This is a genomic window from Campylobacter lari (assembly GCF_004357905.1).
GTDB classification, from domain to species: domain Bacteria; phylum Campylobacterota; class Campylobacteria; order Campylobacterales; family Campylobacteraceae; genus Campylobacter_D; species Campylobacter_D lari_D.
This window is the reverse complement of record NZ_SMTT01000005.1, coordinates 91,220-116,121: the sequence shown is the minus strand read 5'-3', so window position 1 is coordinate 116,121 and position 24,902 is coordinate 91,220. Positions and strand designations below refer to the sequence as shown.

At 30.3% G+C, this 24,902-nt stretch carries 24 protein-coding genes; 2 read left to right on the top strand and 22 right to left on the bottom strand.

Going from position 1 to position 24,902, the window contains the following annotated elements; all coding sequences use genetic code 11:
* The first annotated feature begins 102 nt into the window (after positions 1-102).
* Both E2O22_RS05290 and kcuS read left to right on the top strand, forming a co-directional pair.
* Positions 103-2,208 carry a carbon starvation CstA family protein gene (locus E2O22_RS05290; protein WP_133319556.1) on the top strand — a complete coding sequence of 702 codons (2,106 nt, stop codon included), beginning with the start codon at positions 103-105 and terminating at the stop codon, positions 2,206-2,208.
* The gene (gene kcuS / locus E2O22_RS05285) at positions 2,205-2,396 is read left to right on the top strand and encodes a KCU-star family selenoprotein (protein WP_133319555.1); all 192 of its coding nucleotides are present in this window, start codon (positions 2,205-2,207) and stop codon (positions 2,394-2,396) included. The genes E2O22_RS05290 and kcuS overlap by 4 nt, the downstream gene beginning before the upstream one ends.
* A gap of 60 nt (positions 2,397-2,456) precedes the next feature.
* On the opposite strand, the gene serC is transcribed toward kcuS, so the two are convergent.
* The 22 genes from serC to E2O22_RS05175 all read right to left on the bottom strand — a co-directional run bounded on the left by serC (position 2,457) and on the right by E2O22_RS05175 (position 24,899).
* Positions 2,457-3,533: a phosphoserine transaminase gene (gene serC, locus E2O22_RS05280; protein ID WP_133319554.1), complete on the bottom strand. Its 1,077-nt coding sequence runs from the start codon at positions 3,531-3,533 to the stop codon at positions 2,457-2,459.
* 11 nt (positions 3,534-3,544) lie between these two features.
* Positions 3,545-4,708 (bottom strand): exodeoxyribonuclease VII large subunit, encoded by a 1,164-nt coding sequence (xseA, locus tag E2O22_RS05275; protein WP_133319553.1) that lies wholly within the window; start codon positions 4,706-4,708, stop codon positions 3,545-3,547.
* Entirely contained in the window at positions 4,705-5,406 is a 702-nt protein-coding gene (ubiE, locus tag E2O22_RS05270) for a bifunctional demethylmenaquinone methyltransferase/2-methoxy-6-polyprenyl-1,4-benzoquinol methylase UbiE (RefSeq protein WP_133319552.1), read from the bottom strand. Before ubiE ends, xseA begins: the two co-directional genes overlap by 4 nt.
* A gap of 7 nt (positions 5,407-5,413) precedes the next feature.
* Positions 5,414-6,571 carry a CYTH domain-containing protein gene (locus tag E2O22_RS05265; protein ID WP_133319551.1) on the bottom strand — a complete coding sequence of 386 codons (1,158 nt, stop codon included), beginning with the start codon at positions 6,569-6,571 and terminating at the stop codon, positions 5,414-5,416.
* 28 nt (positions 6,572-6,599) lie between these two features.
* On the bottom strand, positions 6,600-7,013 hold the full coding sequence (perR, locus tag E2O22_RS05260) for a peroxide-responsive transcriptional repressor PerR (RefSeq protein ID WP_133319550.1): 414 nt from the start codon (positions 7,011-7,013) through the stop codon (positions 6,600-6,602).
* 81 nt (positions 7,014-7,094) lie between these two features.
* Positions 7,095-8,924, bottom strand: a complete 1,830-nt coding sequence (gene dxs / locus E2O22_RS05255; RefSeq protein WP_133319549.1) for a 1-deoxy-D-xylulose-5-phosphate synthase — start codon at positions 8,922-8,924, stop codon at positions 7,095-7,097.
* A complete protein-coding gene (gene fliH, locus E2O22_RS05250) occupies positions 8,921-9,733 on the bottom strand; it encodes a flagellar assembly protein FliH (RefSeq protein ID WP_133319548.1) in 813 nt (270 codons plus the stop codon). The genes dxs and fliH overlap by 4 nt, the downstream gene beginning before the upstream one ends.
* A 4-nt stretch (positions 9,734-9,737) precedes the next feature.
* Positions 9,738-10,766 (bottom strand): flagellar motor switch protein FliG, encoded by a 1,029-nt coding sequence (gene fliG, locus E2O22_RS05245; protein ID WP_039619192.1) that lies wholly within the window; start codon positions 10,764-10,766, stop codon positions 9,738-9,740.
* Positions 10,766-12,451 carry a flagellar basal-body MS-ring/collar protein FliF gene (gene fliF / locus E2O22_RS05240; RefSeq protein ID WP_133319547.1) on the bottom strand — a complete coding sequence of 562 codons (1,686 nt, stop codon included), beginning with the start codon at positions 12,449-12,451 and terminating at the stop codon, positions 10,766-10,768. Before fliF ends, fliG begins: the two co-directional genes overlap by 1 nt.
* Before the next feature lie 14 nt (positions 12,452-12,465).
* A complete protein-coding gene (hisC, locus tag E2O22_RS05235; RefSeq protein ID WP_133319546.1) occupies positions 12,466-13,557 on the bottom strand; it encodes a histidinol-phosphate transaminase in 1,092 nt (363 codons plus the stop codon).
* On the bottom strand, positions 13,547-14,620 hold the full coding sequence (pheA, locus tag E2O22_RS05230) for a prephenate dehydratase (RefSeq protein WP_133319545.1): 1,074 nt from the start codon (positions 14,618-14,620) through the stop codon (positions 13,547-13,549). The genes hisC and pheA overlap by 11 nt, the downstream gene beginning before the upstream one ends.
* The gene (locus E2O22_RS05225) at positions 14,617-15,378 is read right to left on the bottom strand and encodes an HAD-IIA family hydrolase (protein ID WP_133319544.1); all 762 of its coding nucleotides are present in this window, start codon (positions 15,376-15,378) and stop codon (positions 14,617-14,619) included. Before E2O22_RS05225 ends, pheA begins: the two co-directional genes overlap by 4 nt.
* 1 nt (position 15,379) lies before the next feature.
* Positions 15,380-16,585: a diaminopimelate decarboxylase gene (gene lysA / locus E2O22_RS05220; protein WP_133319543.1), complete on the bottom strand. Its 1,206-nt coding sequence runs from the start codon at positions 16,583-16,585 to the stop codon at positions 15,380-15,382.
* Between the two features lie 17 nt (positions 16,586-16,602).
* The gene (locus E2O22_RS05215) at positions 16,603-17,664 is read right to left on the bottom strand and encodes an LptF/LptG family permease (RefSeq protein ID WP_133319542.1); all 1,062 of its coding nucleotides are present in this window, start codon (positions 17,662-17,664) and stop codon (positions 16,603-16,605) included.
* Positions 17,665-17,667: 3 nt separating this feature from the next.
* Complete coding sequence (gene pth, locus E2O22_RS05210) at positions 17,668-18,207, bottom strand: aminoacyl-tRNA hydrolase (protein WP_133319541.1); 540 nt, start codon at positions 18,205-18,207, stop codon at positions 17,668-17,670.
* 1 nt (position 18,208) lies between these two features.
* On the bottom strand, positions 18,209-18,745 hold the full coding sequence (locus tag E2O22_RS05205) for a 50S ribosomal protein L25/general stress protein Ctc (protein WP_133319540.1): 537 nt from the start codon (positions 18,743-18,745) through the stop codon (positions 18,209-18,211).
* A gap of 46 nt (positions 18,746-18,791) precedes the next feature.
* The gene (locus E2O22_RS05200; protein ID WP_133319539.1) at positions 18,792-19,763 is read right to left on the bottom strand and encodes a transaldolase; all 972 of its coding nucleotides are present in this window, start codon (positions 19,761-19,763) and stop codon (positions 18,792-18,794) included.
* On the bottom strand, positions 19,760-20,386 hold the full coding sequence (serB, locus tag E2O22_RS05195) for a phosphoserine phosphatase SerB (protein ID WP_133319538.1): 627 nt from the start codon (positions 20,384-20,386) through the stop codon (positions 19,760-19,762). The genes E2O22_RS05200 and serB overlap by 4 nt, the downstream gene beginning before the upstream one ends.
* A complete protein-coding gene (locus E2O22_RS05190; protein WP_133319537.1) occupies positions 20,386-20,904 on the bottom strand; it encodes a chemotaxis protein CheW in 519 nt (172 codons plus the stop codon). The genes serB and E2O22_RS05190 overlap by 1 nt, the downstream gene beginning before the upstream one ends.
* 4 nt (positions 20,905-20,908) lie before the next feature.
* The gene (locus E2O22_RS05185) at positions 20,909-23,215 is read right to left on the bottom strand and encodes a hybrid sensor histidine kinase/response regulator (protein ID WP_133319536.1); all 2,307 of its coding nucleotides are present in this window, start codon (positions 23,213-23,215) and stop codon (positions 20,909-20,911) included.
* A gap of 2 nt (positions 23,216-23,217) precedes the next feature.
* A complete protein-coding gene (locus E2O22_RS05180) occupies positions 23,218-24,171 on the bottom strand; it encodes a chemotaxis protein (protein ID WP_133319535.1) in 954 nt (317 codons plus the stop codon).
* The gene (locus E2O22_RS05175; protein WP_133319534.1) at positions 24,171-24,899 is read right to left on the bottom strand and encodes a UDP-2,3-diacylglucosamine diphosphatase; all 729 of its coding nucleotides are present in this window, start codon (positions 24,897-24,899) and stop codon (positions 24,171-24,173) included. Before E2O22_RS05175 ends, E2O22_RS05180 begins: the two co-directional genes overlap by 1 nt.
* Between the last annotated feature and the right edge of the window lie 3 nt (positions 24,900-24,902).

Genomic DNA, 24,902 nt, shown 5'->3' with positions numbered 1-24,902 from the left:
TATGTTACATTTTGTAATATATTAATTTTTTATTTATCCTATATAGCAATAAAATATAATTCTACGATACACTAAATAAATTCACTAAAGCAAAGGAATTAAATGAATATTACTAACAAAATATTATGGTTTTTTGTTGCCATTGTCGGTGCTGTTTGTTTTGGCATATTAGCACTCCAAAATGGCGAAAGTATTTCAGCGATTTATCTTGTTATTGCTGCTTTATGTATTTATATCATAGGGTATAGATTTTATGGTAGATATATTGCCTATAAGGTGCTAGAGCTAGATAAAAACAGAGCAACTCCTGCTGTAGTTAAAAATGACGGATGTGATTTTGTCCCTACAAATAAAATTGTACTTTTTGGACATCATTTTGCCGCTATCGCAGGAGCTGGTCCTTTGGTAGGTCCTATACTTGCTGCACAAATGGGTTATTTACCCTCTATGCTTTGGATATTAATAGGCGGTGTTTTAGCAGGTGCGGTACATGATTTTGTAGTTTTATTTATATCTACGCGTCGTAATGGAAAATCTTTAGGAGAGATGATAAAAGATGAATTAGGACAATTTATCGGCGCAATAGCAATGATTGCTATATTTGGAATTATGCTTATAATTATTGCGATTTTAGCTATGGTTGTTGTAAAAGCTTTAGCAGAATCTCCATGGGGATTATTTACCATTGCAATGACCATTCCTATTGCTGTTTTTATGGGAATTTATATGAGATTTTTAAGACCTGGTAGGGTTGGTGAAGCTTCTATTATAGGTTTTATATTGCTCATATTAGCCATACATTATGGAAGTGAAATAGCTGCTGATCCTTATTGGGCGAAAATATTTACCTTTGATGCACCAACTTTAGCACTTATTATGATGGCTTATGGTTTTATAGCTGCAATTTTACCTGTTTGGTTTTTACTTGCTCCAAGAGATTATTTATCAACTTTTTTAAAAATCGGTGTTATTGTGGTTATGGCTTTAGCTATTGTATTTGTAGCACCTGATCTTCAAATGCCAAAAATTAATTCTCAATATTTAGATGGAAGTGGGCCTGTATTTGCTGGAGCAATTTTTCCATTTTTATTTATTACCATTGCATGCGGAGCTATTAGTGGTTTTCATGCATTAATTTCAAGTGGCACAACTCCTAAAATGCTTGAAAATGAAACTCATGCATTAGCTGTTGGATATGGCTCTATGCTTATGGAAAGTGCTGTGGCTATCATGGCTTTAATTTGTGCTTGTATTTTACACCCTGGTCTTTACTTTGCCATCAATGCGCCTGCTGCTACTATAGGTGTAGATGTTGCAAATGCAGCTGCTGCTATTTCTAGCTGGGGTTTTAAAATAACTCCTGAAGAAATCACTACTTTAACTACAAATATAGGCGAACAAAGCATATTATCAAGAACTGGTGGGGCACCAACATTTGCTGTAGGTGTTGCTTTGATTTTACATGAATTATTTGGTGGAGTGAATTTAATGGGCTTTTGGTATCACTTTGCTATTTTATTTGAAGCCTTGTTTATTTTAACTGCAGTTGATGCTGGGACAAGAGCTTGTAGATTTATGGCTCAAGATATATTGGGTAATGTTTATAAACCTTTAGGAAATATCAATAATACCTTAGCAGGAATTTTTGCAACAGCTTTAAGTGTTGGTGGATGGGGGTATTTTCTCTATCAAGGAGCGATAGATCCAAAAGGCGGAATTTACTCATTATGGCCACTTTTTGGAGTGAGTAATCAAATGCTTGCTGGTATGGCATTGCTTTTAGCAAGTGCGATTTTATTTAAAATGGGGAAGGCAAGATATACTTGGATTACTCTCATACCTGCTTGTTTTGTTTTAATCGCAACACTTTATGGAGGTATTCAAAAAATTCTTCCTTACAAAGAAGGAGATCCAATCCATAATGCTATAAGTCATGTTGCTGCTGTACAAATAAATACACAAAAAATACAAGAATTTAATTTAAAACTTTCTCAAACACAAGATGAAGCAATAATCGAGCAAATCAAAAAAGATATAAAATTAGCATCTCAAGCTAAAAATTCCAATTTAATAAATGCAATTTTATGTGTGTTTTTCATGATTACCACTTTGCTTGTTATACTTTCTTGTTTTGGAATTTTTATCAAAAAATTAAACATTCCTTTAAAAGAAAGCCCTTATATAGCATTAAAAAAGGAAAAAACATGATAAAAAAACTTAAATTATGGTATGAAAAATCCGAAAGGTTTTTTCATCCCTTAGTTGGAGTTGCAAGTTATGATAAATATCTTGAACATATGAGAGAAAAACATCCTAAAGCACCTTGTAAAAGTAGAAAAGAATTTTTCAAAGATTTTCTTGAAAAAAAATACAATAGTGGCTTAGGAAAATGCTGATAAATATTAAAGAGTAAAGTTTTTACTATACAAATGATTTTTGGTGAAAATCACCAAAAATCAAGCATGTTTTTTTGCAAAAGCTTTCATAAATTCACTTAACTTTTGAACCTTTTCAATACTGATAGAATTATAAATACTAGCACGAATTCCACCTAAAATTTTATGTCCTTTAAGACCTATCATACCATTTTCTTCAGCTTCTTTTACAAAAACTGGCTCTAAGTTTTTATCATAAGCTATATTAAAACTAACATTCATTAATGATCTATCCTCTTTTTTGGCATGACCTTTATAAAAACCATTACTCTCATCAATCACATCGTATAAAATTTTGGCTTTTTGTATATTTTGCTCATTGATTTTGTCTAATCCACCTTGATTTAAAAGCCATTTCATTTCAAGATTAAACATATATATAGCAAAGGTTGCTGGAGTATTAAATAAAGAATTATTTTCAGCATAAACGCTATATTTTAACATACTAGGTATATTTTTGTTTTTGCTACGCTCTATCATATCTTTACGCACAAAAGCACAAGCAAGCCCTGAAATTCCTGCATTTTTTTGCACCCCACCAAAAAGCATAGCAATATTAGAAAAATCTATCTTTTTAGAGAAAAAATCACTAGAAGCATCAATTATCAAAGGACTTTTAGTCTTTGGATAGTTTTTATATTGGGTTCCATAAATAGTATTATTAGAGCATATATAAGCATAATCTGCATTATCGCTAAATTCAAATTGTGGGATATGATCAAACTCACTTTCTTGAGTGTTTGCTACTATTTTTGTATTTACTCCTAAAATTTCAGCTTCTTTAATAGCCTTTTTAGTCCAAACTCCCGTATTAGCAAATTCACAAACTCCACCCATATATAAATTCATAGGTATCATAGCAAATTGCAAACTAGCTCCACCTTGCATTAAAAGCACTTCATAATCATCATTTACACCATAAAGTTCTTTTGCCATTTTGATAGCTTCAAAATGCACTTCTTCAAAAACCTTTCCACGATGAGAAACTTCCATAATAGAAAAGCCTTTACCATGATAATCAAACAAATGTTCCCTAGCTTCTTTTAAAACCTCATCAGGCAGGTTTGAAGGACCTGCACTAAAATTCATCACTCTCATTTTATCTCCTTTTATAGTATTTGAGCTTCTTTACTCTCATTTATTGAGCAAAGCTTTATAATATCTCCTTTTTTTAGCTTTTCAAGAGAGATATTTTTGCCATCTTTTTGTAAATTTATCAAATTTTTACTTTTATCAAAGAAATTTTTTTGCTGAGTTAAAAGTTCCTCAAAATTATCAAGCTTATTTTCATAATTTAATAATTTTAAATTTAAAACGCTCTTTAGTTGGCTTTGTAAAAAATCAAGCTTTTGTTTTCTAAGAAAAAAAGCATTTTCTAAAGACTTAGCTTTGGCTAAATTTTGCAAATGATCGATTTTGTTTTGATAAAACTTAAGATGATTTAACATTTGGTTTTTAAAACGCATAGCAAGCTCATCAAGTCCTTGTTCTAAGCTTAGTTTATTTGGAAAAATCATATCAATAGCTGCACTTGGAGTTGGTGCTCTTAAATCTGCTACAAAATCACTAATAACATAATCAATCTCATGTCCAATAGCAGAAACAATAGGCGTTTTTAAAGAAAAAATACATCTTGCAAGTTCTTCATCGTTAAAACAAAACAAATCTTCTCTGCTTCCACCACCTCTTGCCAAAATAATCGCATCTAAATTATACTCATTGGCTTTTTTTAAAGCATTTATTAAAGAATTTGGGGCACTTTGTCCTTGGGTAAGGGCATTAAAAATAGTTATTTTGCAAAGATTGTATTCTTTTTGTGAAATTAGCTTTAACATATCTTGCAAAGCAGCTGAAGTAAAAGAAGTAATTATGCCTATTTTTTTAGGAAATTTAATAATGCTTTTTTTAACATTTGTATCAAACAAACCTTCTTTTTCAAGCTTTTCTTTTAGAGCTAAAAATTTAGCTTCTAAATCTCCAAGACTTGTTTTTTGCATACTTTTGGCGATAAATTGATACCTGCCACTTGCTTCATATAAACTCACATAACCTCTAAGTTCAAGCATATCGCCAACTTTAGGTTTAGCTTGGACAAACTGATTAAAGCCTTTAAACATCACACAAGCTATGCTTGATTTTTCATCTTTTAAATCAAAATACCAATGTCCTGAACTATGAATGGTAATTTTAGAAATTTCTCCACTAAGCTCTATATCATCAAGATGAAATTCTAATAAACTTTTAGCTTTTAGATTAAGTTCTGAAACTTTCATTTTTTTCTTGCAATAAACATAGAGCAAACACCAAAACTAAAGCTTTTATACTCTAGCATTTCAAAATACTCACTCAATTCTTTAATAAATTCTTCTTTGCTTAAAAAATCTTCTATCGAATTTGGTAAATACTCATAAGCACTATAATTTTTACTGATAAATCCACCCACTTTTGGTAAAATATTTTTTAAGTAAAAATCTCTACAAGCAGCTATAAAACCACCCTGCTCTCTTTTAGTAAATTCAAGCACAAGTAAAATCCCATCCTTTTTCAACACTCTTGCAAATTCTTTTATAGCTTCTTTCCTATCTACCACATTGCGTATGCCATAACTTATACTTATGATATTTGCACTTTCACTTTCAAGTGGAAGTTCTTGTGCTTTTGCTTGCACAAAAGTCGCATCAGGAATTTTTTTCTTAGCCACTTCAAGCATGCCCGCACTTGGATCAACCCCTTTTATACTAATGATATTTTTATTTGTCCTTAAGGCTTGATTTTGCCATTCTATAATCATATCGCCTGTACCACAAGCCACATCGATAATATCAAGTTCATTGTTAGAAAATTTAAAAACATCTAAACAAGCTTTTTTTCTCCAACTCACATCACTTCCAAAACTTAAAATTCTATTAGCCTTATCATAAGTTGGTGCTATATCATCAAACATTTTGACTATTTTTTCTTGTTTTTGCATGTTTTTCCTAACTATATATTTTTAATTTTTTAATACTTTTTTCAATTTGTTTTATTGTATTTTCATCATATGAAATTTGTTCTAAATGATTATGTTCAAAATAATTTTTTAGTTTTTCAATACTTTTTTCTTCAAACATAGTTGCAAAATAGCATAATAAAAATTTTATTCTTTCTAATTCTTCTTCATGATTTGTTTGAGATTTTACAATTTTTTTCTTTAAAAAAACTAATTCTTTTCTTAGTTTAAAAGCCACTAAAGACTTTAAAATTTGATTTTTCTCTCCTTGATAAAAACTACAATCATTCTTTAAAATAAAATCCATATCAAGAAAAATATCATTGATTTTTTCATCACTTAAAATAAAAATATATTTTTCTAATTCAAATTTACAAATTTTATCATTACAAATTTGTTTTTCCAAATTCAAAATATAATCTTGAAGTTTATTTTGAATACTCTTTTCAAAAAGAGTGCTAAAAAGCTCAAAGAAAATGCATATTTGCCTAAGACTTGCAAAAAATTGCTCAAAACTTTCAAAATTTAATTTTTGTAAAAAATTCAATCTGTCATTTTTTAATCTTTTTAAAAGCACAAAAAGTAAGATTTTACCCGCTTCAAAACTTTGAATTTGATTTGGAAAATGTAAGCTAATATCTTCTTGCTTATCTAAAATTTTAATACATCTAGCACTATCAAAAATTTTAGAAAAATCTCCATATAATGCTAAATTTTTGCTGTAGAAATTTTCATCATCTGAAATCTCTTTATAGCTTTTAAAAAAGTGAGGTAAATTAAATTGCTTTGCTTTTTCAAAAGTAGGAAAAACAACTTTCAAAATGACCAAATCTTGCAGATTATTTTTAAACTTATAAAGTAAAAATCGAGCATTATTAATCTCAAAACTAATTCTAGTTTTCTTAATAACACTTCCTATAAGTTTTTTACTTTGCTGTTTAAATTCTTTCTTAGAAAGTTTATGATTTTTTTTATCTAAAATATCATGCAGTTTATAAAGCGAAAATCGATAATAATTTTTATTAAATTTTTTATATTTAACATCACAAAAAGGACTTATACGCGTAAAGAAAACGCGTATTTTATCCTTAGAATATATAATTTTTTCTTCTTTTAAAATTTTTATAAAGTCATCATTTTTGAGCAAAAAGCGTCTTTGGACTTCACAAACCATCTTATTTTTTACAAGCTTTACAACCATTCACATAAGCAAATACGCCAAGATAATCAATGATATTGCCAATTTTTTTCTCAAGATCTTCTTGGTATTTATTTATCCCACTATCTTCATAACATACATCTTCTATATGATTGCATTTGCTACAAATTACATGTATATGAGGATATTCATAAATATCATAACAAGTTTTTTGATTTGGAGTGTTGATTTCTACAACCAAACCTTGTTCTTTTAAAGTATTTAAATTTTTATACACTGTAGCTAAAGAGATAGAAGGATATTCTTCCTTAATGCTTTCGTATAAAGATTCTATATTAGGATGTTCATGGCGTTTTAAAATTTTTAAAATACAAAGTCTTTGAGGAGTAGCTTTTAAATCACAATTTTTAAGCAATTGAATAAGTTCCATTATTAATTCTCCGATATTTTTTATATAGTATAACGCTTTTTTTATAAAAAAATGATTATATTAAAGGATATTTTTTATCTTTTAATAAATTTTAATCTTTTTACACAAAGATTCAACATCAATTTCTAGAAATTTTTCTACTTCATTTGTTTTACCATGAGTTATAAATTGATCTTCAAATTCAAAACTTACTAGTTTTATATGATAAAGATTTTCTTTTTGCAAGAAAGTTGCAATCAAACTTCCCACTCCACCTATCTTAGCACTATCTGAAAAAACAAACCAAGTTTTTGTATCTTTTGCCAATTCTTTTAAAAGCTCTTCATCTAAAGGTTTTGCAAAAATCAAATCTATTAAGCTTGCATAATCTAAACCAAGTTTATCTAAAGCTAGTTTTGCCTTAGCCACACCCTGACCAAAACCTAAAAATACTTTATCGCTTTGCACTTTAGATAAAATTTGAGCTTTTGCAAGTTTTATCTCACATGGATTAAAATTTTCATCTAATAAAAAATTACCTCTAGGATAACGAAAAGCAAAAACACCTTGATGAAAATAAGCATACTCCATAATTTTTTCCATCATAGCCTCATCTCTTGGAGCCGCTAAAGTAATATTTGGTATAGCACTTAAAAAACTAACATCAAAAGCACCTTGATGAGTTTCTCCATCTTCTCCTACTATGCCAGCTCTATCCATAGCAATAACTACATTTAAATTCATAATAGCACAATCATGGATAACTTGATCATAAGCTCTTTGCATAAAAGTGCTATAAATTGCTATAAAAGGCTTAAAACCTTCTTTAGCCATAGCTGCCATAGAAGTAACTGCATGTTGTTCTGCAATTGCTACATCCCAAAAACGCTCAGGATATTTTTCCATTAGCTTATCTATTCCAGTTCCACTTGGCATAGCAGCAGTTACACCTACTATATTTTCATATTTTTGAGCTAAATTTAAAAGTGTATTTGAAAAAATTTCTGTCGCACTTTTTTTGTTCATATTAGCCTTTAAACTCTCTCCGCTACTTCTATCAAAAGCACCTACTCCATGCCATTTAGCATTTTTACCTTCAGCTAATGTATAACCTTTGCCTTTGATAGTTTGCGCATGCACTACACAAGGTTTATTCATAGCTTTAGCTTGATTTAGCGCATTTATAACTTCATTTAAATTATGTCCATCAATAGGCCCTATATATTCAAGTCCTAATTCTTCAAATAAGAGTCCAGGTGTAATAAGTCTTAAACCCTCTTCGAAACGCTTTGCCATATAAGATGCGCCTTGAGGAAAATACTCTAAAAGATTTTCTATGCGTTTTTTAAACTTTTGATAAAACTGCGTTGCCATTGCTTGAGAAAGGTATTTTGAAATAGCTCCAATTGGCCTTGAAATACTCATTTCATTATCATTTAAAATAATCACACAAGGATATTCTCTATCACCAAGCTCGTTTAAAGCTTCATAAGCCATACCTGCACTTAACGCTCCATCACCTATTAATACAACAGGTAAGCGATCTTCTTTTTTTAATCTTATAGCCTTACAAGCTCCAACTGCTAAAGATATAGAAGTGCTTGAATGTCCTGCTACAAAATAATCCCCCTCATCAGGCTTTGTATATCCACTCAAGCCATTAAATTGTCTTAAAGTATGAAAATTATCTATCTTACCACTTAAAAGCTTATGTGGATAAGATTGGTGTGAAACATCAAAAATAAAAGGATCTTTTCGCACATCAAAAACATAATGCATTCCTATGCTAAGCTCAACTACACCTAAATTTGAACTTAAATGTCCACCATTTTTACTCACTGTATCTATGATAACTTCACGCAAATTACTAGCTAAATTTTCCAGTTCTTTAATTTGCATATTTTTAATATTTAAGTTATTTAAATCTATCATTCATTAACCATGTTTTTGATTTTTTGCAAACGATTGTTAAGGTTTGACTCTATATTACCCGCATCACTTAATATTAAAATACTTCCCTTATTAATCGCATCATCAAGACTAAATTTAATATTGCTTTGTTCTTGCAAGTGTGTTTTTACATATTCAAAATCATCAGGACTTAACTTTAATTCTATCTTAGTAGCATTTTTAAGTTCACTCATAAGTTCTTTTGCTAAATTTAATGCTATAAGTGATGAATTTTCCTCGAGCTCTTTTGCAATCACTTCTTTTGCAATAATTACAGCCGTATCGGCTAATTCTTTTTCATTTTTAGATAAAAACTCATTTAAATTTTGCACTGTATTTTCAAGCTTTTCTACGCTTTTTAAGTATTTTTCCTTCAAGGCTTCTAATTCACTTTCAAAATTCTTTTGTGCTTGTTCATAACCTTCTTTAGTAAATTTTTCCTTTGCATGTTCTAATTCTGTGTTTAAACGATTGTTAAATTCAGCCTCTTGGCTTTCTATCTGCATTTGCAACTTAATGATATTTCCTGACATTTCATCAGTTTTTTTAAGTAAATCTTCAACAAAATCAGGTTGAATTTGTGGTTGTGGGGCTTGTGGAGTAACTTCTATTGTTTGATTTTCTACTGCTTGTTGTGTGTTTTGGACAGGAGAGACTTGATTTATAGTTTGAATTTCTTCTTGTTTTTGTTCTTCACTAGAGGGCATTTCACTCATAACTTTAAAATGATAACCCTCAACTACATGAGCAGAAATATTTTCAGGTGAAATTACATTGGTTAATTTTGCCATAATCTTACTCTATCATCTCATCAGCCTCACCCACTTGGATAAGACCTTGTTCTGCAAGTTTTTGCACCACTTCTACAACTTTTCTTTGTGCTTCTTCTACATCTTTAACACGCACAGCACCCAAAAAGCCCATTTCTTCTACAAAAGCTTCAGCAGCACGCGTAGACATATTGGACATAAATTTTTGTTTTAAATCCTCGCTTGCACCCTTTAAACCTATCATCAAATCACGCTTGTCAGCAGCTTTTAAAACTTCTCTAATCGCATTAGTACTAAGTTGAGAAATATCATCAAAGGTAAACATTAAATCTTTAATGGTTGTAGCAAGTTTTTCATCACTTTGCTCAATATAAGAAAGTGTTGTTTTAGAGGCTTTTTGACCCAAGCGATTAAGCACTTCAGCAACTGCTCTTGGACCACCCACTTCAACTTTATAAGAAGTAAGACTTTCAAGCTTACTTTCAAGCACAGCAGATACTCTTTTGATAATTGAAGGAGATATATCTCCAAGATTTGCCATTCTTATTACAACTTCAGCTCTTAATTCATCGCTAAAATATTCCAAAGTTTCAGCAGCTTGAGTAGTATCCATATGAGCTAAAATCAAAGCTATAGTTTGCGGGTGTTCTTTAATGATAAAGTCTGCAAGTTGTTGTGGTTTAATTTGTGAAAGATAAGCAAAATTTTGATTATTTTCCATACTTTTGGTAAGTTTTTCCAAAATTTTATTGGCAATTTCAGGACCAAAAGTTCTAAATAAAATTTCTTTTGCATATTCCAAACCACCACTTTTTAAGTATTGATTTGATTGTAATAAAGTATAAAATTCCTCAAGTACAGCAGTAGCAACTGGCTTATCAACATTTTTTGCTAAAGCAATATAGCGAGAAATTTCAGTGATGACATTAATATCCATATGAGAAAATAAAACTGTCGTTACATCTTCTCCAAGTTGGATTAAAAATATGGCAACCTTTTCTGGCATAGAAAGGTCATCATAGACCATTTTTTGTTCTTCACTAAGCTTTATCATTAGATATCCTTCTCACCAAATTCGGCTTCATTTTCAACAAGTTTTTGCAACAATAATGCCACCTCTTCGCCTTTTTCATTAGCTACTGCTCTTAATTTTTCAAGTAAAACATCATATTGTAATGCATCCTCATCAAAACTATCTCCAAAACCAAGTTGTTCTTCAACTTTTCTACGAGCAGCATTGAATTTTTCAATAGCATCTTCAGCCTCATCAATAATCTGCCCATCCTTACCTTCCATCTCTTCTTCAAGTCTAATATCTGCAAGCATTTTTTGAGAAAATGGCACAATAACTTTTTTGTAAAAGATAAAAAGCAAAATCGCGGCAAATACATACTTAACAGGTGGAATAAAAGGCTCGACAAATCTTGAATAAAAAGTTTGAACCTTATTTTCAACTTTAGCTGTTCTATGAAATTCCAAATTATTTACTTCAACCGCATCACCTCTAGCAAGATTAAATCCTATGGCACCTTTAGTAAGATTTTCAATCGCTTTAATTTCTTTATCACTCAAAGGAATATATTCATTAGTAATATTTCCCTGATCATCAGTAATTACTTTATACTTTCCATCTACCACAACAGCTGCAGAAATTCTTTTAATGGTTGCAAATTGCTTAGTGGTGTTGGTAATTTTTTTAGAAATTTCATTATTAGTTGTAGTTTGATTTTTAGTATAAACCTCGCGCGCACCTTTATCATCCAAACCTTCCACAGGACCGATGTTTGAAACAGCACCTGGTACACCTTGAATTTCTTTATCTTTATAGCCTTCTCTATGCTCTTCCAAGGTTTGTTCACTACGCACAACGGTATTTGGATCATACACTTCACTTTGTGATTCTTCTTTAGAAAAATCATAATCAATACTAACCTTTGCTACCACCCTATCATAGCCACCTGCAAATGGAGCAATAGAAGCAACAATTTTTTGCTCTAATTCATACTCTTGATCTCTTTTATATTTAATTTGAGCAGCGATTAAATCACTTTCAAAAGCACCCTCATCATCTAAAGGAATACCTTTTTGATCCATGATTTTTACATTTTCAGGAGTAAGTTTTGTCACTGAGGAAGCAATTAAGTTTTTAATCCCCATAATTTGCTTTTTATTAAGCTTTAAGCCTTCTTTTATAGTCAAAGCTACTGAAGCAGTTGGTGGAACTTGTTGTTGTGTAAAAAGCGTATCTTTAGCAAAAGCAATATGCACCGTAGCACTATGAATAGGCTCTAAACTTTCAATCGTTCTAGCAAGCTCACCTTCTAATGCTCTTTGGTATTTTACCTTTTGTTCAGCTTCTGTTGCGCCAAATTCTTGTTTATCAAAAAGCTCAAAACCTACTTTATTATCTTTTGGCAATAATCCTGCAGAAGCAATAGCTAAACGCTGTTTATACACTTGTTCATTAGGAACTAAAATAGTCCCTTCATTGCGCAAAATATAAGGAACCCCACTTTTTTCAAGTTGAGTTACTATCATCGCCGAATCACTAGTATTAGCATTTTCAAATAATACTGAATATCCAGCCTCACTAGCCACTGTAGAACCACTTCTAAAAAGGGTTAAAAATACTAAAAATCCAACTACAACAACAATAGAAGCAGCAATGATAATACGCTGTCTTAAACTTAAATTTTGATAAAGCTGACCTACTTGGTGCAGTATAGTTTTATAATCCATTTATTTCCTACAAACTAAAAATTTTTAGAAAACTCTTCAAAAAACCTTGAATTTTCATACTCTGTACCTATACTTATACGCACAGCATTTAAACCATAACTTTGTAAATTTCTTATTATTATACCGTTTTTAAGCAGTTTTTCAGATAAATCTGTGCTATTTTTTTCACCAAAAAAATAGGTAATAAAATTTGTATAGCTTGGAATGTATTGAATTTTATAATTTTTAGCAAAATCTTCATAAAGTTTCATTTGTGAAAAATTATTTTCCAAAGTTTTTTGCACAAACTCATCATCATCTAACGCAGCAACAGCAGCTTTTAAACTCAAATTAGTCACATTAAAAGGTGCTCGTAATTTATAAAATGCATTGATAATTTCCTTGCAAGCTATACCATAACCCACTCTCATACCACCCAAACCATAAAGCTTAGAAAAGGTTCCTAGATATACTGCATTTTGAAATTTATGGATTAATTCCTTAGGGTTGATATGTTTTTTGCTATCTTTAAACGAAGCAAATTCATTATAAGCTCCATCAATAGCTACCAAACAATCCTCATCAATTTTCTCTAAAAACTCAAAAACCGCACTTGCGTCTAAACACTCACCTAAAGGATTATTTGGCAAGCATAAAAAGATTACTTTAATTTCATTTTTATGCTTTTGATATAACTCATATAACTCATTTAAATCATGGGTTAAACTTGGGGTTTTATAAACCTTAACTCCTAGTTGTTTTGCATAAATTTCATACATAGCAAAGCTAACCCCGCATTGTAAATAAGCCTTAGAATGATCAAGTTTTGCATGCGCTATATATTCTATAATTTGATCACTCCCACTACCTATGATGAGATTTTCTTTTAAAATATCATATTTTTGTGCTAAAGCTTGTTTTAATTCACTCATAGTATCATCAGGATATAAATGAGCTAAATGTGCATTATTTATGATGGCTTCTTTAGCCTTTTTACTTGTGCCATAAGGATTTTCATTACTTGCTAGTTTAATAACTTCTTTTAAGCTATATTCTTTAGCAATTAAATCCATATCCTTGCCACTTTCATAAGTTTTAATAGCTTCTAAAAAAGGATTAAATTTCATTGCTTTCTCCTGATAAATATGATCCAAGCCATTTTATATGCTCAGCTTTTTTTAATACTCTTTGGACATTTTCATCATCAATATGTCCTTCAAAATCTATATAAAAACTATGCACAAATTCTCTTGTTTTTATAGGGCGTGATTCAAGTTTTGTTAAATTTATCCCCTCTTTTTTAAACTCATACAACAAATCGCTAAGCCCACCTGGTTTGTGTGCAGCAAGTGCTAAGATAGAAGTTTTACAATGAGGCATTTGAGGTATTTTTATATCACTTAAAATCAAAAACCTAGTACGATTTGCCAAATTATCCTCAATCGTTTCAAATAATATAGGTACATTATAAAGTTTTGCTGCAATTTTAGAGCAAATCGCAGCTGAAGTAACATCTTGAGAAGCTAAGTAAGCCGCATGAGCTGTGGATTTGCTTGCTACAAATTCTACTTCACTTAAATCATGACTTTCTAAAAAATTTCTACATTGATTATAGCCTTGTGGATGAGAATATATGCGTTTAATATCTTTTAAATTTTCACTCATACTTACAAAAGAATGATGAATGTCCATATAAATTTCAGCAAAAATCTTTACATCTTCATATTTTCCAAGACAATCAAGCGTCACACCCACTGCACCTGCTGTATTATTTTCTATAGGTACTACTCCATATTTTGCTTCTTTGTGAGCTAATTCTTTAAAAACATCTTCTATATTTGCAAGTGGAGTATAACAACTCATAGCACCAAAACGCGTTCTTGCTACTTGATGCGTATAACTTCCTTCAGGCCCTAAATAAGCTATGCTTTGAGGCATTTCTAAATTTCTTGATACAGCAAAAATTTCTTGGTAAATTGCTTCGATTGCATTTTGATCTAATAAACCATGATTATAATTTTTAAGTCTATTTATAATAGCTCTTTCACGCTCAGGTCTATAAATACTTCCACCTAAATTTTGTTTAATAACTCCTATATCTTTAACATGAAGCATTCTTTCATTAAGCAAAGCCAAAATTTTATCATCGATAGTATCGATTTTATTGCGTAATTTTTCTATATCTTTCATTTAAACCTCGATATGTAGTAATCCTTAATACTATCATATACAAAATTAAGTTTAGTTGTATCAAGACCTTGAGTGTTAGAAATTTTACCACTTAAAACTAAGCCTGTTTGCATACCAAGCTCATAAGCACCAAGCAAATCGCCTTTAAAATCATCACTAATAATTAAAGTTTTTTTAAAATTCACATTACAATCTTGCTGTTTTAATAAATTTAAAGCACTTTCATAAAAAGCCTTACTAGGTTTTCCTATCACTTTATAATCAAACTCGCATGCATTTTTAAGCATAGACATGATACTTCCAACGCCTGGATAAAGCCTTGAGTTTTTCTTATAAATACTACCCTCATGCATTGCTATAGCTTGCACGCCATCTTTAACATACTCTATCATATTAGCAAAATCTTGAAATTTAAAATCATCATAACTTGCTAGCAAAAATGCTTTTGGATTTTTATAATCAAGCTCATAACCTAACTCTTGAAGTGAATCTAAAAATTCTTTTGCCCCAAAAGCTGCTATTTTACAAGGTTTTAAATAATCTTTTAAAACACAAAAAGGATCAATATAAACCTTTTCATTAATTTCAAAACCCAAATTTTGCAAATAATTTAAAAAATCTAATCTTTTGGTGTTATTAGTAATAATCACATAAGGAATTTTTTCTTTATTTAAAGATTTAATGAGTTCTAAAGCACCATTTATAGGACTTTTATCATAATCTGAAATCAAAGTTCCTTGCACATCTAAAAACAACATTTTAATCCTTTAAAAAATCAAGCTCTAAAGCAATTTGATCCTCATAACTTTCTCTTTTTCTAATCATTCTTACCTTGCCATTTTCACAAGCTAGCTCACATACTCTATTGCGAGTATTGTAATTACTACTCATGCTAAAACCATATGCACCTGCGCTTTTAACTATGATAAAATCTCCTGCTTTTGTTTTAGCTAGTTTTCTATCTTTAGCTAAAAAATCTCCACTCTCACAAACCCCACCAACAATATCACAAAGGCTTTCTTCTTTATTTTCACTCAAAAGCTTGATTTCATGATAAGCACTATATAAACTTGGACGCAATAAATCATTCATCGCCCCATCAATAATCACAAAACGCTTTTTATTATTAAATTTTTCATATAAAACTTTAGTAACAAACTCGCCTGCATTTGCTACCAAAAACCTGCCAGGTTCCATACCTATACACACATCAAGACCTTGCAAACTTGCTAAAATTCCTTGAGCATAATCATATAAATTTGGCTCTTGTTCATCTTTATAACAAACTCCTAAACCCCCGCCTATATCAAAGAATTTAATATTAATTTTCAAAGCTAAAAGTTCTTTTACTAATTTTGCAACAATCGCTGAGGCCTCATGGATACTACTTATATCAAGAATTTGTGAACCTATGTGAAAATGCACTCCAACTGGCTCTAAAAATTGTGAGTTTTTAGCATAAAGATACATTTTTTTAGCACTTTCTATATCTACACCAAATTTATTTTCATGCAAACCTGTAGAAATATAAGGATGTGTTTTAGCATCTACATTTGGATTTACCCTTATGCTTATACGAGCTATCTTTTGACTTTCTTTAGCAATTTGCTCCAAAAGAAGCATTTCTTCATAACTTTCTAAATTTACATAAAGTATGTTTTGCTCTAAAGCATATTTTAATTCATCAGCACTTTTTCCAACCCCGCTAAAAATAATTTTATAATTTTTAGCCCCTGCTTTTAAAGCCCTATAAATCTCACCCGCACTAACACAATCAAACCCACTATCTAAAGAAGCTAAAAGCTTTAAAACACTTAAATTAGAATTTGCTTTGACTGCATAAAAAATTTGTGATTTTCTTGCCTTAAAAGCATCTTTTAACATTGTAAAACGCTCTTTAATTTTATCAAAATCATAAATATAAAATGGTGTGTTGTATTCTTTTGCTAGTTTTAAATAATCCATAAAAACCTCACTTGTAGTTATTTGTGTTTAAAATAATAAAAACTTCCTATACTTATTAAAATAAATACTGGTAGCATTATACCAAGCTCTGGAAGTAAAATTTCATTTTCACTCAATCTTGTTAATAAAAACAACAAACCCCAAACTAAAAGTATGCACACAAAAAACACAAAAGCTAAAAGTGCGAGATTAAAAAATCTTGCTGTTAAAGGAAAATAATAATACACAATAAGCATTAAAAATGGTGCAAAAAATGGTGTAAGAACTAAAGAATATAAACTTGTTCTAAGTGTATTAGTAGAAATATTTTGTTTTGCAAAAATTGCCATACTTTCTAGCGCGTCTAAAATAGAATAAGAAGGATTGCTCTCTACCAAAGAAATTCTTTCTAAAATTTTTGGAGAAAAATCTTCTAAGCCTTTGATATTTTTAAATTCTTCTACGCTTAAACCCTCTTTTGAAACAATCAAATTTTGTGGTACATTAGTAGTTTTAGCATCATTTAAATCCCAAGAATCTCCATTAAATTTAGCAGTTTTTGCATGGATTGTGCTTTGAATGTCTAAATTTTTTACATCAAAGATTTTTATATTATATAAAGTTTGAGAACTTGTTTTTTGTATATAAATAAATTTATCATTATATTTAATCAAAACTTCCCCACCCTCTCTATCTACAACGCCACGCTTGAGAATATTACTTTTATATTCATCTGCATAAGCAAAGGCACTAAAATTAAGTCCTACATAAACACAACAAAAAAACATAGCCCATAAAAAAGGATAAAAAATCACTTGATTTTTACTTAAACCCAAAGCATACAAGCTAACAAATTCATTCGAGCGTATCATATTAAAAATACATAAAACCAAAGCAAGGACTATAGCTAAAGGTAGTATATAAGAAGCTGCTGAACATGTTAAGAAAAATATATACAAAAGCTCTAAATTTGCACTTTTTGGCAGTCTATTGAAATTGAGTAAAAAATCAATCGCTACGAAGAAAAAAGTCAAAGAAAAAAATAAAATAAAAAATGATTTTAAATACAAAGATGAAATATAGCGAAAAAATATACTCATCGTTTAACTTTTTAAAGAATATTTTGAAGCGATTTTTTCTATATCAGAATTTAAAAGCTCAAATAAGGCTTTTTTACTATGTTCTAAAACCTTAGTTAAGCTTTCTTGTTCTTCTTGTTTAAATTTTCCCAAAACATGAGAAATTACATCTTGTCCTTTTCCTACTCCTATGCGTACCCTCTCATAAGCATTGCCACAAAGATTATCTATACTTTTAAGCCCATTATGTCCACCGCTTGATCCACCCATTTTAAATTTCAATGCACCCAAATTTAAATCTATATCATCATGGATTACAATGATTCTATCACATTTATAATATTCACTAACAGCTTTTACACTTTCTCCTGATAAATTCATATAAGTGGAAGGTTTTAAAAAAAAAGTAGAAGAGCCTTTAAAAAGCTCTCCTTTAAATTTGGGATTTGAAAGCTTTGTTGTTTGCAAATCTTTCAAAATTAAGTCAATTAGCATAAACCCTACATTGTGACGGGTTTGGGCGTATTGTTCTCCTATATTACCAAGTCCTACGACTAAGGTCATTTTATCTTGCTTTTTCTACGCCAACTACAGCTACTCTATCAGCATCAACCATAGTTACACCCTCAGGCACAACTACATCGCGGATTAAAAGTGCATCACCAACATCAAGTTTAGTTACATCTAATTCAAAATAATTTGGTAAGTTTTCAGCTGCACATTTTACTTTCAATCTTCTTTTTGATTGGATTAAAACACCTTTATTTTTAAGACCCATAGCTGTTCCTACGATCTTTACAGGAACCATATATTTAGAAATAACACCTTTTTGTGCTACTTTTAAATCTACGTGTTTTAATTCTGCAGTTACAGGATCTTTTTGATAATCAACTACCACAACATTTAATACTTTATCTGCTACTTTTACATCAAAAGCTAAAGTAGTTTTTTTGCGTACTTCTTTAATAAATTCATTTACTTTAAAAGCAGCATTGATGTTTTCTAATCCTTTTCCGTAGATGTTTGCGATTAGATAACCATCTCTTTTTAAAGCTTTAGCAGCTTTTCTACCGATACTCTCTCTAACGATACCTTCTAACATCTGTTTCCTTTCTAAAAAAATAAACGCTAATTATAGCCAAATAAGTTTATAAAGATTTTAAAATATCTTCATAAGCTATGCAAAATTGCTCCAAACCATCATCAAGCAAATCTTTGCAAGCTTTGCTTAAAGCATCTTTTGAAATATTTGCATTTAATTTTTTCTCTATACATTCATCTTTCAAAGGCTCTTTAAATATAATTTGCTTACCTTTAAAAGCCTTAATAGCATCTAGTGGTGCAGTATTAATAGCTTTATCATAGAGTAATTCTTTAATATAATAATCTTTTTCTAAATCATCACCCTTAACACCTGTACTTGCAAATAAAGCTCTAATATTTGTTTCATTTTGTTTAATGATATAATTATAAGCCTTTGTTGCGGTAAGAATTCCTATATAATTTTTATCTAAAACTTGATTATTTAATAATCTATCAAAACGGCTTACAAAAATACTAATAACTGCTCGAGGCTCTTTTTTAGCTGTGGTATTATTTTTTCTAAATTCTTTTAAACCTAAATTTAAAGCTTCAAAGCATTTTTTAGTTTGCTCAAAATCAAAAATCAAAGTAGCGTTAACATTAATACCATTTTTCATTAATTCTTGCATTACTTCATAAGAAGCTTCTGTAGCAGGAATTTTCATCATCACATTTTCTTTTGCAATTTGCATGTATAATCTTTTTGCTTCGGCCAAAGATAGGCTAGTATTATCTTTCAATCTTGGATCAATTTCAATACTAATAAAACCATCATTATTTTCATAATAATTAATAGCTAATTTATCCGCAGCCTTAGCTATATCTTCTATCGCAAGATACTCATATAAAGCTTTTTTATCTTTAAGATTTGATTTTTTGATTTTTTCTTTATAAATAGCTGAGTTTAAAATCGCATTTTTAAAAATAGCAGGATTTGAGGTAGCACCATTGATTGTTTTTGAGTAAATTAAATCTAAAAATTCATGATCTAAAAATTCATTTTCTATAAAATCACACCATAGTGAAAATTTTTTCATTGTATTACCTTTATTATTTCTTTTAAATCTTTCTTATCTATACAAATATCTGCATGAGATTTTAAAATTTCTTTGGCACAAAAAGCTATTTTTAATCCACATTCTTTAAACATAGAAATATCATTAGCTCCATCGCCTACACACATAATTTCTTCTGTTTTTAAATTTAAAAATTTCTTAAGTCTTTGTAGTATAATACCTTTTGAGTTATTAAACATAATTTCTCCGCCAACTTTTCCTGTTAAAAAACCATTTTTACTATGTAAAAAGTTAGCAAAACCAAAATCAAAATGAAGTTTATTTTGTATTAAATCAATTCCTTCATGAAATCCACCACTAAAAACGATTATTTTTATATTCTTACTTTTTAAATATTCACATAATTCTTTAGCGCCATTCATCAAAGGTAAATTTTCACAGCATTTCTTTACCTGCTCTATAGGCATACCTTCAAGCAAAGCTACTCTAGCACTTAAACTTTCAAAAAAATCAAGCTCACCATTCATTGCTTTGTTGGTGATTGCTTTTACAGCATCACCAACATTATATTCTTGCGCTAAAATATCGATAGTTTCCCCATCCATTAGCGTAGAATCAAAGTCAAAGGCACAAAGCTTTATCATTAAAACTCACGCTTTAATAAAGCTTCAGCTTTTAATATAGTCAAGATATTTTCTTCTCTTTTGCCTATACCAAAAATCATACCTTTTTCTTTTAGTAAAGTTTCAGGTGGTGGATCAATCCTACTTCTGTGAATTTTAATAGCTTCTGTTAATCTATCTATCACAAAGCCTGCATTACCTGCAGGAGTTTGATTGCCATTTGCTATACCTTTTAAAACAATATATCTTGTTTGAGGAGTCATTTTAGAACTACCTTGATTAAATCTTTTAGCAAGATCAATCAAAGGCATAACATTACCCCTCATATTAAATACACCTAAAACATAATCAGGTACACTTGGAACCCTAGTATATTCTATAGGTTTAATAATTTCTTGGATATTAAGAATTGGAATAGCGTATTCCTCATCTCCTACCACAAAACCAACAAGCTGAATAATATCCTCTTCTTTATCTACATCAGGTTCTGCAATTTGCGCTTGTTGTTTTTGCAAAACCTGGTTTAATTTATCATTCATCTTCTTATCCTAGTTTTAAATTTTTTCTAACTACATTTTCTAAGTACTCTGGAGAGTAAGGCTTAGTAATATACTCAGTCATTCCTACTTCCACACCTCTTAAGCGGTCTGATTTACTAGTTCTTGAAGTTACTGCAACAAGTGGGAGGTTTTTATATTTAGAATATTTTCTAATTTCACCTGCTAAGGTATAACCATCCATTCTTGGCATTTCAATATCAATCAACACAGCATCAATATCATGCTCGCCTGATTTAATTGTATTTAATGCTTCAACACCATTAGTTGCTTCTATAATACTTACACCTAGTGGCTCTAATGATTTTTGCATGATATTTCTATCCATTTTAGAATCATCCACTATAAGCACTGTATAATCACTTGGTTTTTCTTTAGTTGTTTTTTTAGATTGCGATTCAATTTGTGCTTTAATATCAACTTTAATTTCTTTAGCTATATCCATCATAGCAGCAACATCGATAATCAAAGTTACTCTACCATCACCACGGATAGTTGCTCCTGCTATACCTTGGATATTTTGCAAATACTCACCCATAGACTTGATAACAATTTCTTCTTGACCTACTAAAGTATCTACTATAATACCAAGCTTACTTTCTGCCACACCTATAACAACTACATAAGTTTGATCAGTATTTTCAAGCACTTGTTTTACGCCAAATACATCTGAAAGTCTTACTAAAGATAAAACCTCATCTCTTAAGCGAAGTACATTTTTACCTTCAATGGTATAAATATCATCAATTGGCACTCTAACTGTTTCAAGAACACTTGCAAGTGGAATAGCATAAAATTCTTCTTGAGTTCCCACAAGTAAAGATTGAATAATCGCCAAAGTAAGTGGAATTTTAAGCTTCATCACAGTGCCTTTTCCAAGCTCACTATCAATTTCAATCACACCATTTAATTTTTCAATATTAGTTTTAACAACATCCATTCCAACACCACGCCCTGAAACATTGGTGATTTTTGCAGCGGTTGAAAAACCTGGTTTGAAAATCAATGCAAATGCTTCTTTATCACTCATTTGATCAGCTTCACGCTCTGTGATTAAGTTTTTCTCTATTGCTTTTGATTTTAACACATCAGCATCTAAACCTTTACCATCATCGGCAATTTCAACAACGATATGATTTCCTTCATTATATGCTTTAAGATTAACCGTTCCTTTTTCTGGTTTACCATTAGCTATACGCGTTGCTGGATCTTCTATACCATGATCACAAGAATTTCTAATCATATGCATAATAGGATCGCCAATTTCTTCTACAATAGACTTATCAAGTTCAGTTTCTTCCCCTGAAATTTCAAGCTCCATTTGTTTACCAAGTTCACGGCCTAAATCACGCACAACTCTTGGGAATTTATTAAATACTTTCGCAATAGGTTGCATTCTTGTTTTCATAACCGCAAGTTGAATATCTGTAGTGACAATGCTAAGTTGAGAAACAACTTGATTTAATTCTTCTAAGAATTTTTCTCCATCATATCTTTCTTCAACATCATCATAAATTTTTAACAAGCGGTTTTTACCTAATACAAGCTCGCCAATTAAGTTCATTAAATGATCAAGTCTTTTAACTTCAACCCTAATTGTTTGATCCATATTTGCACCGCTGCTTCCACCACCTGCTGCAGGGACCTTTTTCTCAGCTGCTGCATTTTGTGCTTGTGGAGCTGGTTTACTTGGGGTTGGAGTTGTTTCTTGAGTTTTTTTCTTTTCAGCGCGTCTTGCTTGATCTTCAGCTTTTCTTACTTTTAAAAGTCTTTCAATTTCAGCTTCAACTTCATCATCACTAAGTTTATTTACATCAACTTCAGGTTCTTCAGCTTTTGGCTCTTCTTTAACTTCTTCTTTTGGCTCTTCAGCCTTAGCCGGAGTAATTGATTCTAAACTTTCTCCTTCTGAAATTGCGGTTAATCTTGCACAAATTGGAGCTATATCAAGTCCGATTGCTGTATCATTTCCATTATCTCTAATAGAATTTAATAAAGTTTTCATCATATCAATAGATTCTAAAACTACATCCATTACTTCAGGAGTAATTTTAAGCTCATTATGTCTTGCTTTATTTAAAACATCTTCCATATGATGAGTAAGTTTTGTTAAAACATCAAAATTTAAAAAGCTTGATGATCCTTTAACAGTATGCGCAACGCGGAAAATTCTATTTAATAGTTCTAAATCTTCAGGATTTGCTTCTAATTCAACCAAATCATGATCAATTTGCTCGACTAATTCAAAGGCTTCAACTAAAAAATCCTCAAGTATTTCTTGAATATCTTCCATTTTTACTCCTCACCTTTTTCATGTTTTGCTATGATACGAGAAATTTCAGCAAAGAAATCACTTGCATTAAATTTAACTAAATACCCATCTCCACCTGCTTCTTTAACACCTTTATCACTCATAAATTCATTTGATAAAGAAGAGTTAAATACGATAGGAATATTTTTAAATCTCTCATCATCTCTAACTTTTGCTGCAAAATGGAATCCATCCATTTGTGGCATTTCAACATCACTTACAATAATTTTTAAATGTTTATTTAAATCACTGCCATAAGTACTATAAAGCTCTTCTAGTTTATGTAAACCTTCAACACCATCTTTAGCTTCAATTACTTTAAGACCAATTTTATTTAGTAAATCTTTAACAAGTTTTCTTGCAGTTGAACTATCATCAAGTGCTAAAGCCATACCTTCGATTTTTTGAATTTTATCATCGTCAATATCAGTTTGCGGGGTATAAATTCCAAGTTCTTGCACTATACTTTCTAAATCTAGGATAAGTAAAACCTCATCTCCTTCGATCTTAGTTACACCAGTAATTTTACCCTTATCTAAACTACCCGCACTTGTTGCAAAAGTAGCTGGCTCAATATTTTTCCAGTTAATTCTACGAATTCTTTTCGCCTCATGGACAATAAAACCGATTAAAACATTACTAAATTCAGTAATGATAACTCTAGGTTTTATATTTGTCATTTCTGGTTCTTGAATTTGCATCCATTTTGCTAGGTTGATTACAGGAATCACCACGCCACGAAGATCAAAAATACCTTCTACATATTCAGGCACTCCTGGAATTTCAGTCAAAAAAGGAATTTTAATGATTTCTCTAACCTTAGAAACATTTACACCATAAATTCCCTCATAGACTTTATCGTGGCCTTGCTTAAAGATGCGAAAATCAACAAGTTCCATTTCATTTGAACCTGTTTTAACGACATTCTCATCAAACATTATGCCTCCTTAAGTTCTATTTTGTGAAATCTGATTTCTGGCTCATATTTTACTACAAAAAAACTTTCCTTGTATGCAAAAGTAGCTAAATTTAAATATTTTATATTTTCGTATTCTAAAAACACATCTTGATGATAATGACCTTCTATTATAAAACCTATATTATAGTGTTTTAAACGCTCTTTTGCTAAAGTAGCAAAGTGAGGAATTTTTCTAATAAGTTGTTTTTTGTTTTGATTTTTTAGAATTTTTTGAGTAATTTTTTCTTTACTAATAATATTTAAAAAATTTAAAAAAAGTAGCAAATAATGATTTCTTAAACTTTTTAAGCAAAATTGCAAAAAAGGTTTTAAAAAAATATCTCCATGGGCTAATTTTACTAAGGTTTTATCTTGGAATTTACAAAGCAAAGGTTGCTGTTTTATGCTAAAAACCTTAACATTTTTAAAAAATTTAGCTAAATTAAAATCATGATTACCTTCTAAATAAATGATTTCAATTTCATACGCAAGTTCTTCAAGTAAGTCTATATAAGCTTTTGCAAAATCATGCGTGGCTTTTACTTCATAAATTAAAAGATCAAAAATATCACCCATTAAAAAAAGCTGTGGAGTTTGAATTTTTTTATCTTTTAAGGCTTGTAAAAAATCCCAAAAACCACGCCTATTCTCATTTTCATGCGCATCAGCGATGAAAATAGCATTTTCTTTTATAGTTATTTTTTGCAAAAA

What these genes read in the sequence shown, in the direction of transcription:
- E2O22_RS05290 (WP_133319556.1), top strand. Translation starts at nt 103, where the DNA reads ATGAATATTACTAACAAAATATTATGGTTTTTTGTTGCCATTGTCGGT.
- kcuS (WP_133319555.1), top strand. Translation starts at nt 2,205, where the DNA reads ATGATAAAAAAACTTAAATTATGGTATGAAAAATCCGAAAGGTTTTTT.
- serC (WP_133319554.1), bottom strand. Translation starts at nt 3,533, where the DNA reads ATGAGAGTGATGAATTTTAGTGCAGGTCCTTCAAACCTGCCTGATGAG.
- xseA (WP_133319553.1), bottom strand. Translation starts at nt 4,708, where the DNA reads ATGAAAGTTTCAGAACTTAATCTAAAAGCTAAAAGTTTATTAGAATTT.
- ubiE (WP_133319552.1), bottom strand. Translation starts at nt 5,406, where the DNA reads ATGCAAAAACAAGAAAAAATAGTCAAAATGTTTGATGATATAGCACCA.
- perR (WP_133319550.1), bottom strand. Translation starts at nt 7,013, where the DNA reads ATGGAACTTATTCAATTGCTTAAAAATTGTGATTTAAAAGCTACTCCT.
- dxs (WP_133319549.1), bottom strand. Translation starts at nt 8,924, where the DNA reads ATGATAGATTTAAATAACTTAAATATTAAAAATATGCAAATTAAAGAA.
- fliH (WP_133319548.1), bottom strand. Translation starts at nt 9,733, where the DNA reads ATGGCAAAATTAACCAATGTAATTTCACCTGAAAATATTTCTGCTCAT.
- fliG (WP_039619192.1), bottom strand. Translation starts at nt 10,766, where the DNA reads ATGATAAAGCTTAGTGAAGAACAAAAAATGGTCTATGATGACCTTTCT.
- fliF (WP_133319547.1), bottom strand. Translation starts at nt 12,451, where the DNA reads ATGGATTATAAAACTATACTGCACCAAGTAGGTCAGCTTTATCAAAAT.
- hisC (WP_133319546.1), bottom strand. Translation starts at nt 13,557, where the DNA reads ATGAAATTTAATCCTTTTTTAGAAGCTATTAAAACTTATGAAAGTGGC.
- pheA (WP_133319545.1), bottom strand. Translation starts at nt 14,620, where the DNA reads ATGAAAGATATAGAAAAATTACGCAATAAAATCGATACTATCGATGAT.
- E2O22_RS05225 (WP_133319544.1), bottom strand. Translation starts at nt 15,378, where the DNA reads ATGTTGTTTTTAGATGTGCAAGGAACTTTGATTTCAGATTATGATAAA.
- lysA (WP_133319543.1), bottom strand. Translation starts at nt 16,585, where the DNA reads ATGGATTATTTAAAACTAGCAAAAGAATACAACACACCATTTTATATT.
- E2O22_RS05215 (WP_133319542.1), bottom strand. Translation starts at nt 17,664, where the DNA reads ATGAGTATATTTTTTCGCTATATTTCATCTTTGTATTTAAAATCATTT.
- pth (WP_133319541.1), bottom strand. Translation starts at nt 18,207, where the DNA reads ATGACCTTAGTCGTAGGACTTGGTAATATAGGAGAACAATACGCCCAA.
- E2O22_RS05205 (WP_133319540.1), bottom strand. Translation starts at nt 18,745, where the DNA reads ATGTTAGAAGGTATCGTTAGAGAGAGTATCGGTAGAAAAGCTGCTAAA.
- E2O22_RS05200 (WP_133319539.1), bottom strand. Translation starts at nt 19,763, where the DNA reads ATGAAAAAATTTTCACTATGGTGTGATTTTATAGAAAATGAATTTTTA.
- serB (WP_133319538.1), bottom strand. Translation starts at nt 20,386, where the DNA reads ATGATAAAGCTTTGTGCCTTTGACTTTGATTCTACGCTAATGGATGGG.
- E2O22_RS05190 (WP_133319537.1), bottom strand. Translation starts at nt 20,904, where the DNA reads ATGAATGATAAATTAAACCAGGTTTTGCAAAAACAACAAGCGCAAATT.
- E2O22_RS05185 (WP_133319536.1), bottom strand. Translation starts at nt 23,215, where the DNA reads ATGGAAGATATTCAAGAAATACTTGAGGATTTTTTAGTTGAAGCCTTT.
- E2O22_RS05180 (WP_133319535.1), bottom strand. Translation starts at nt 24,171, where the DNA reads ATGTTTGATGAGAATGTCGTTAAAACAGGTTCAAATGAAATGGAACTT.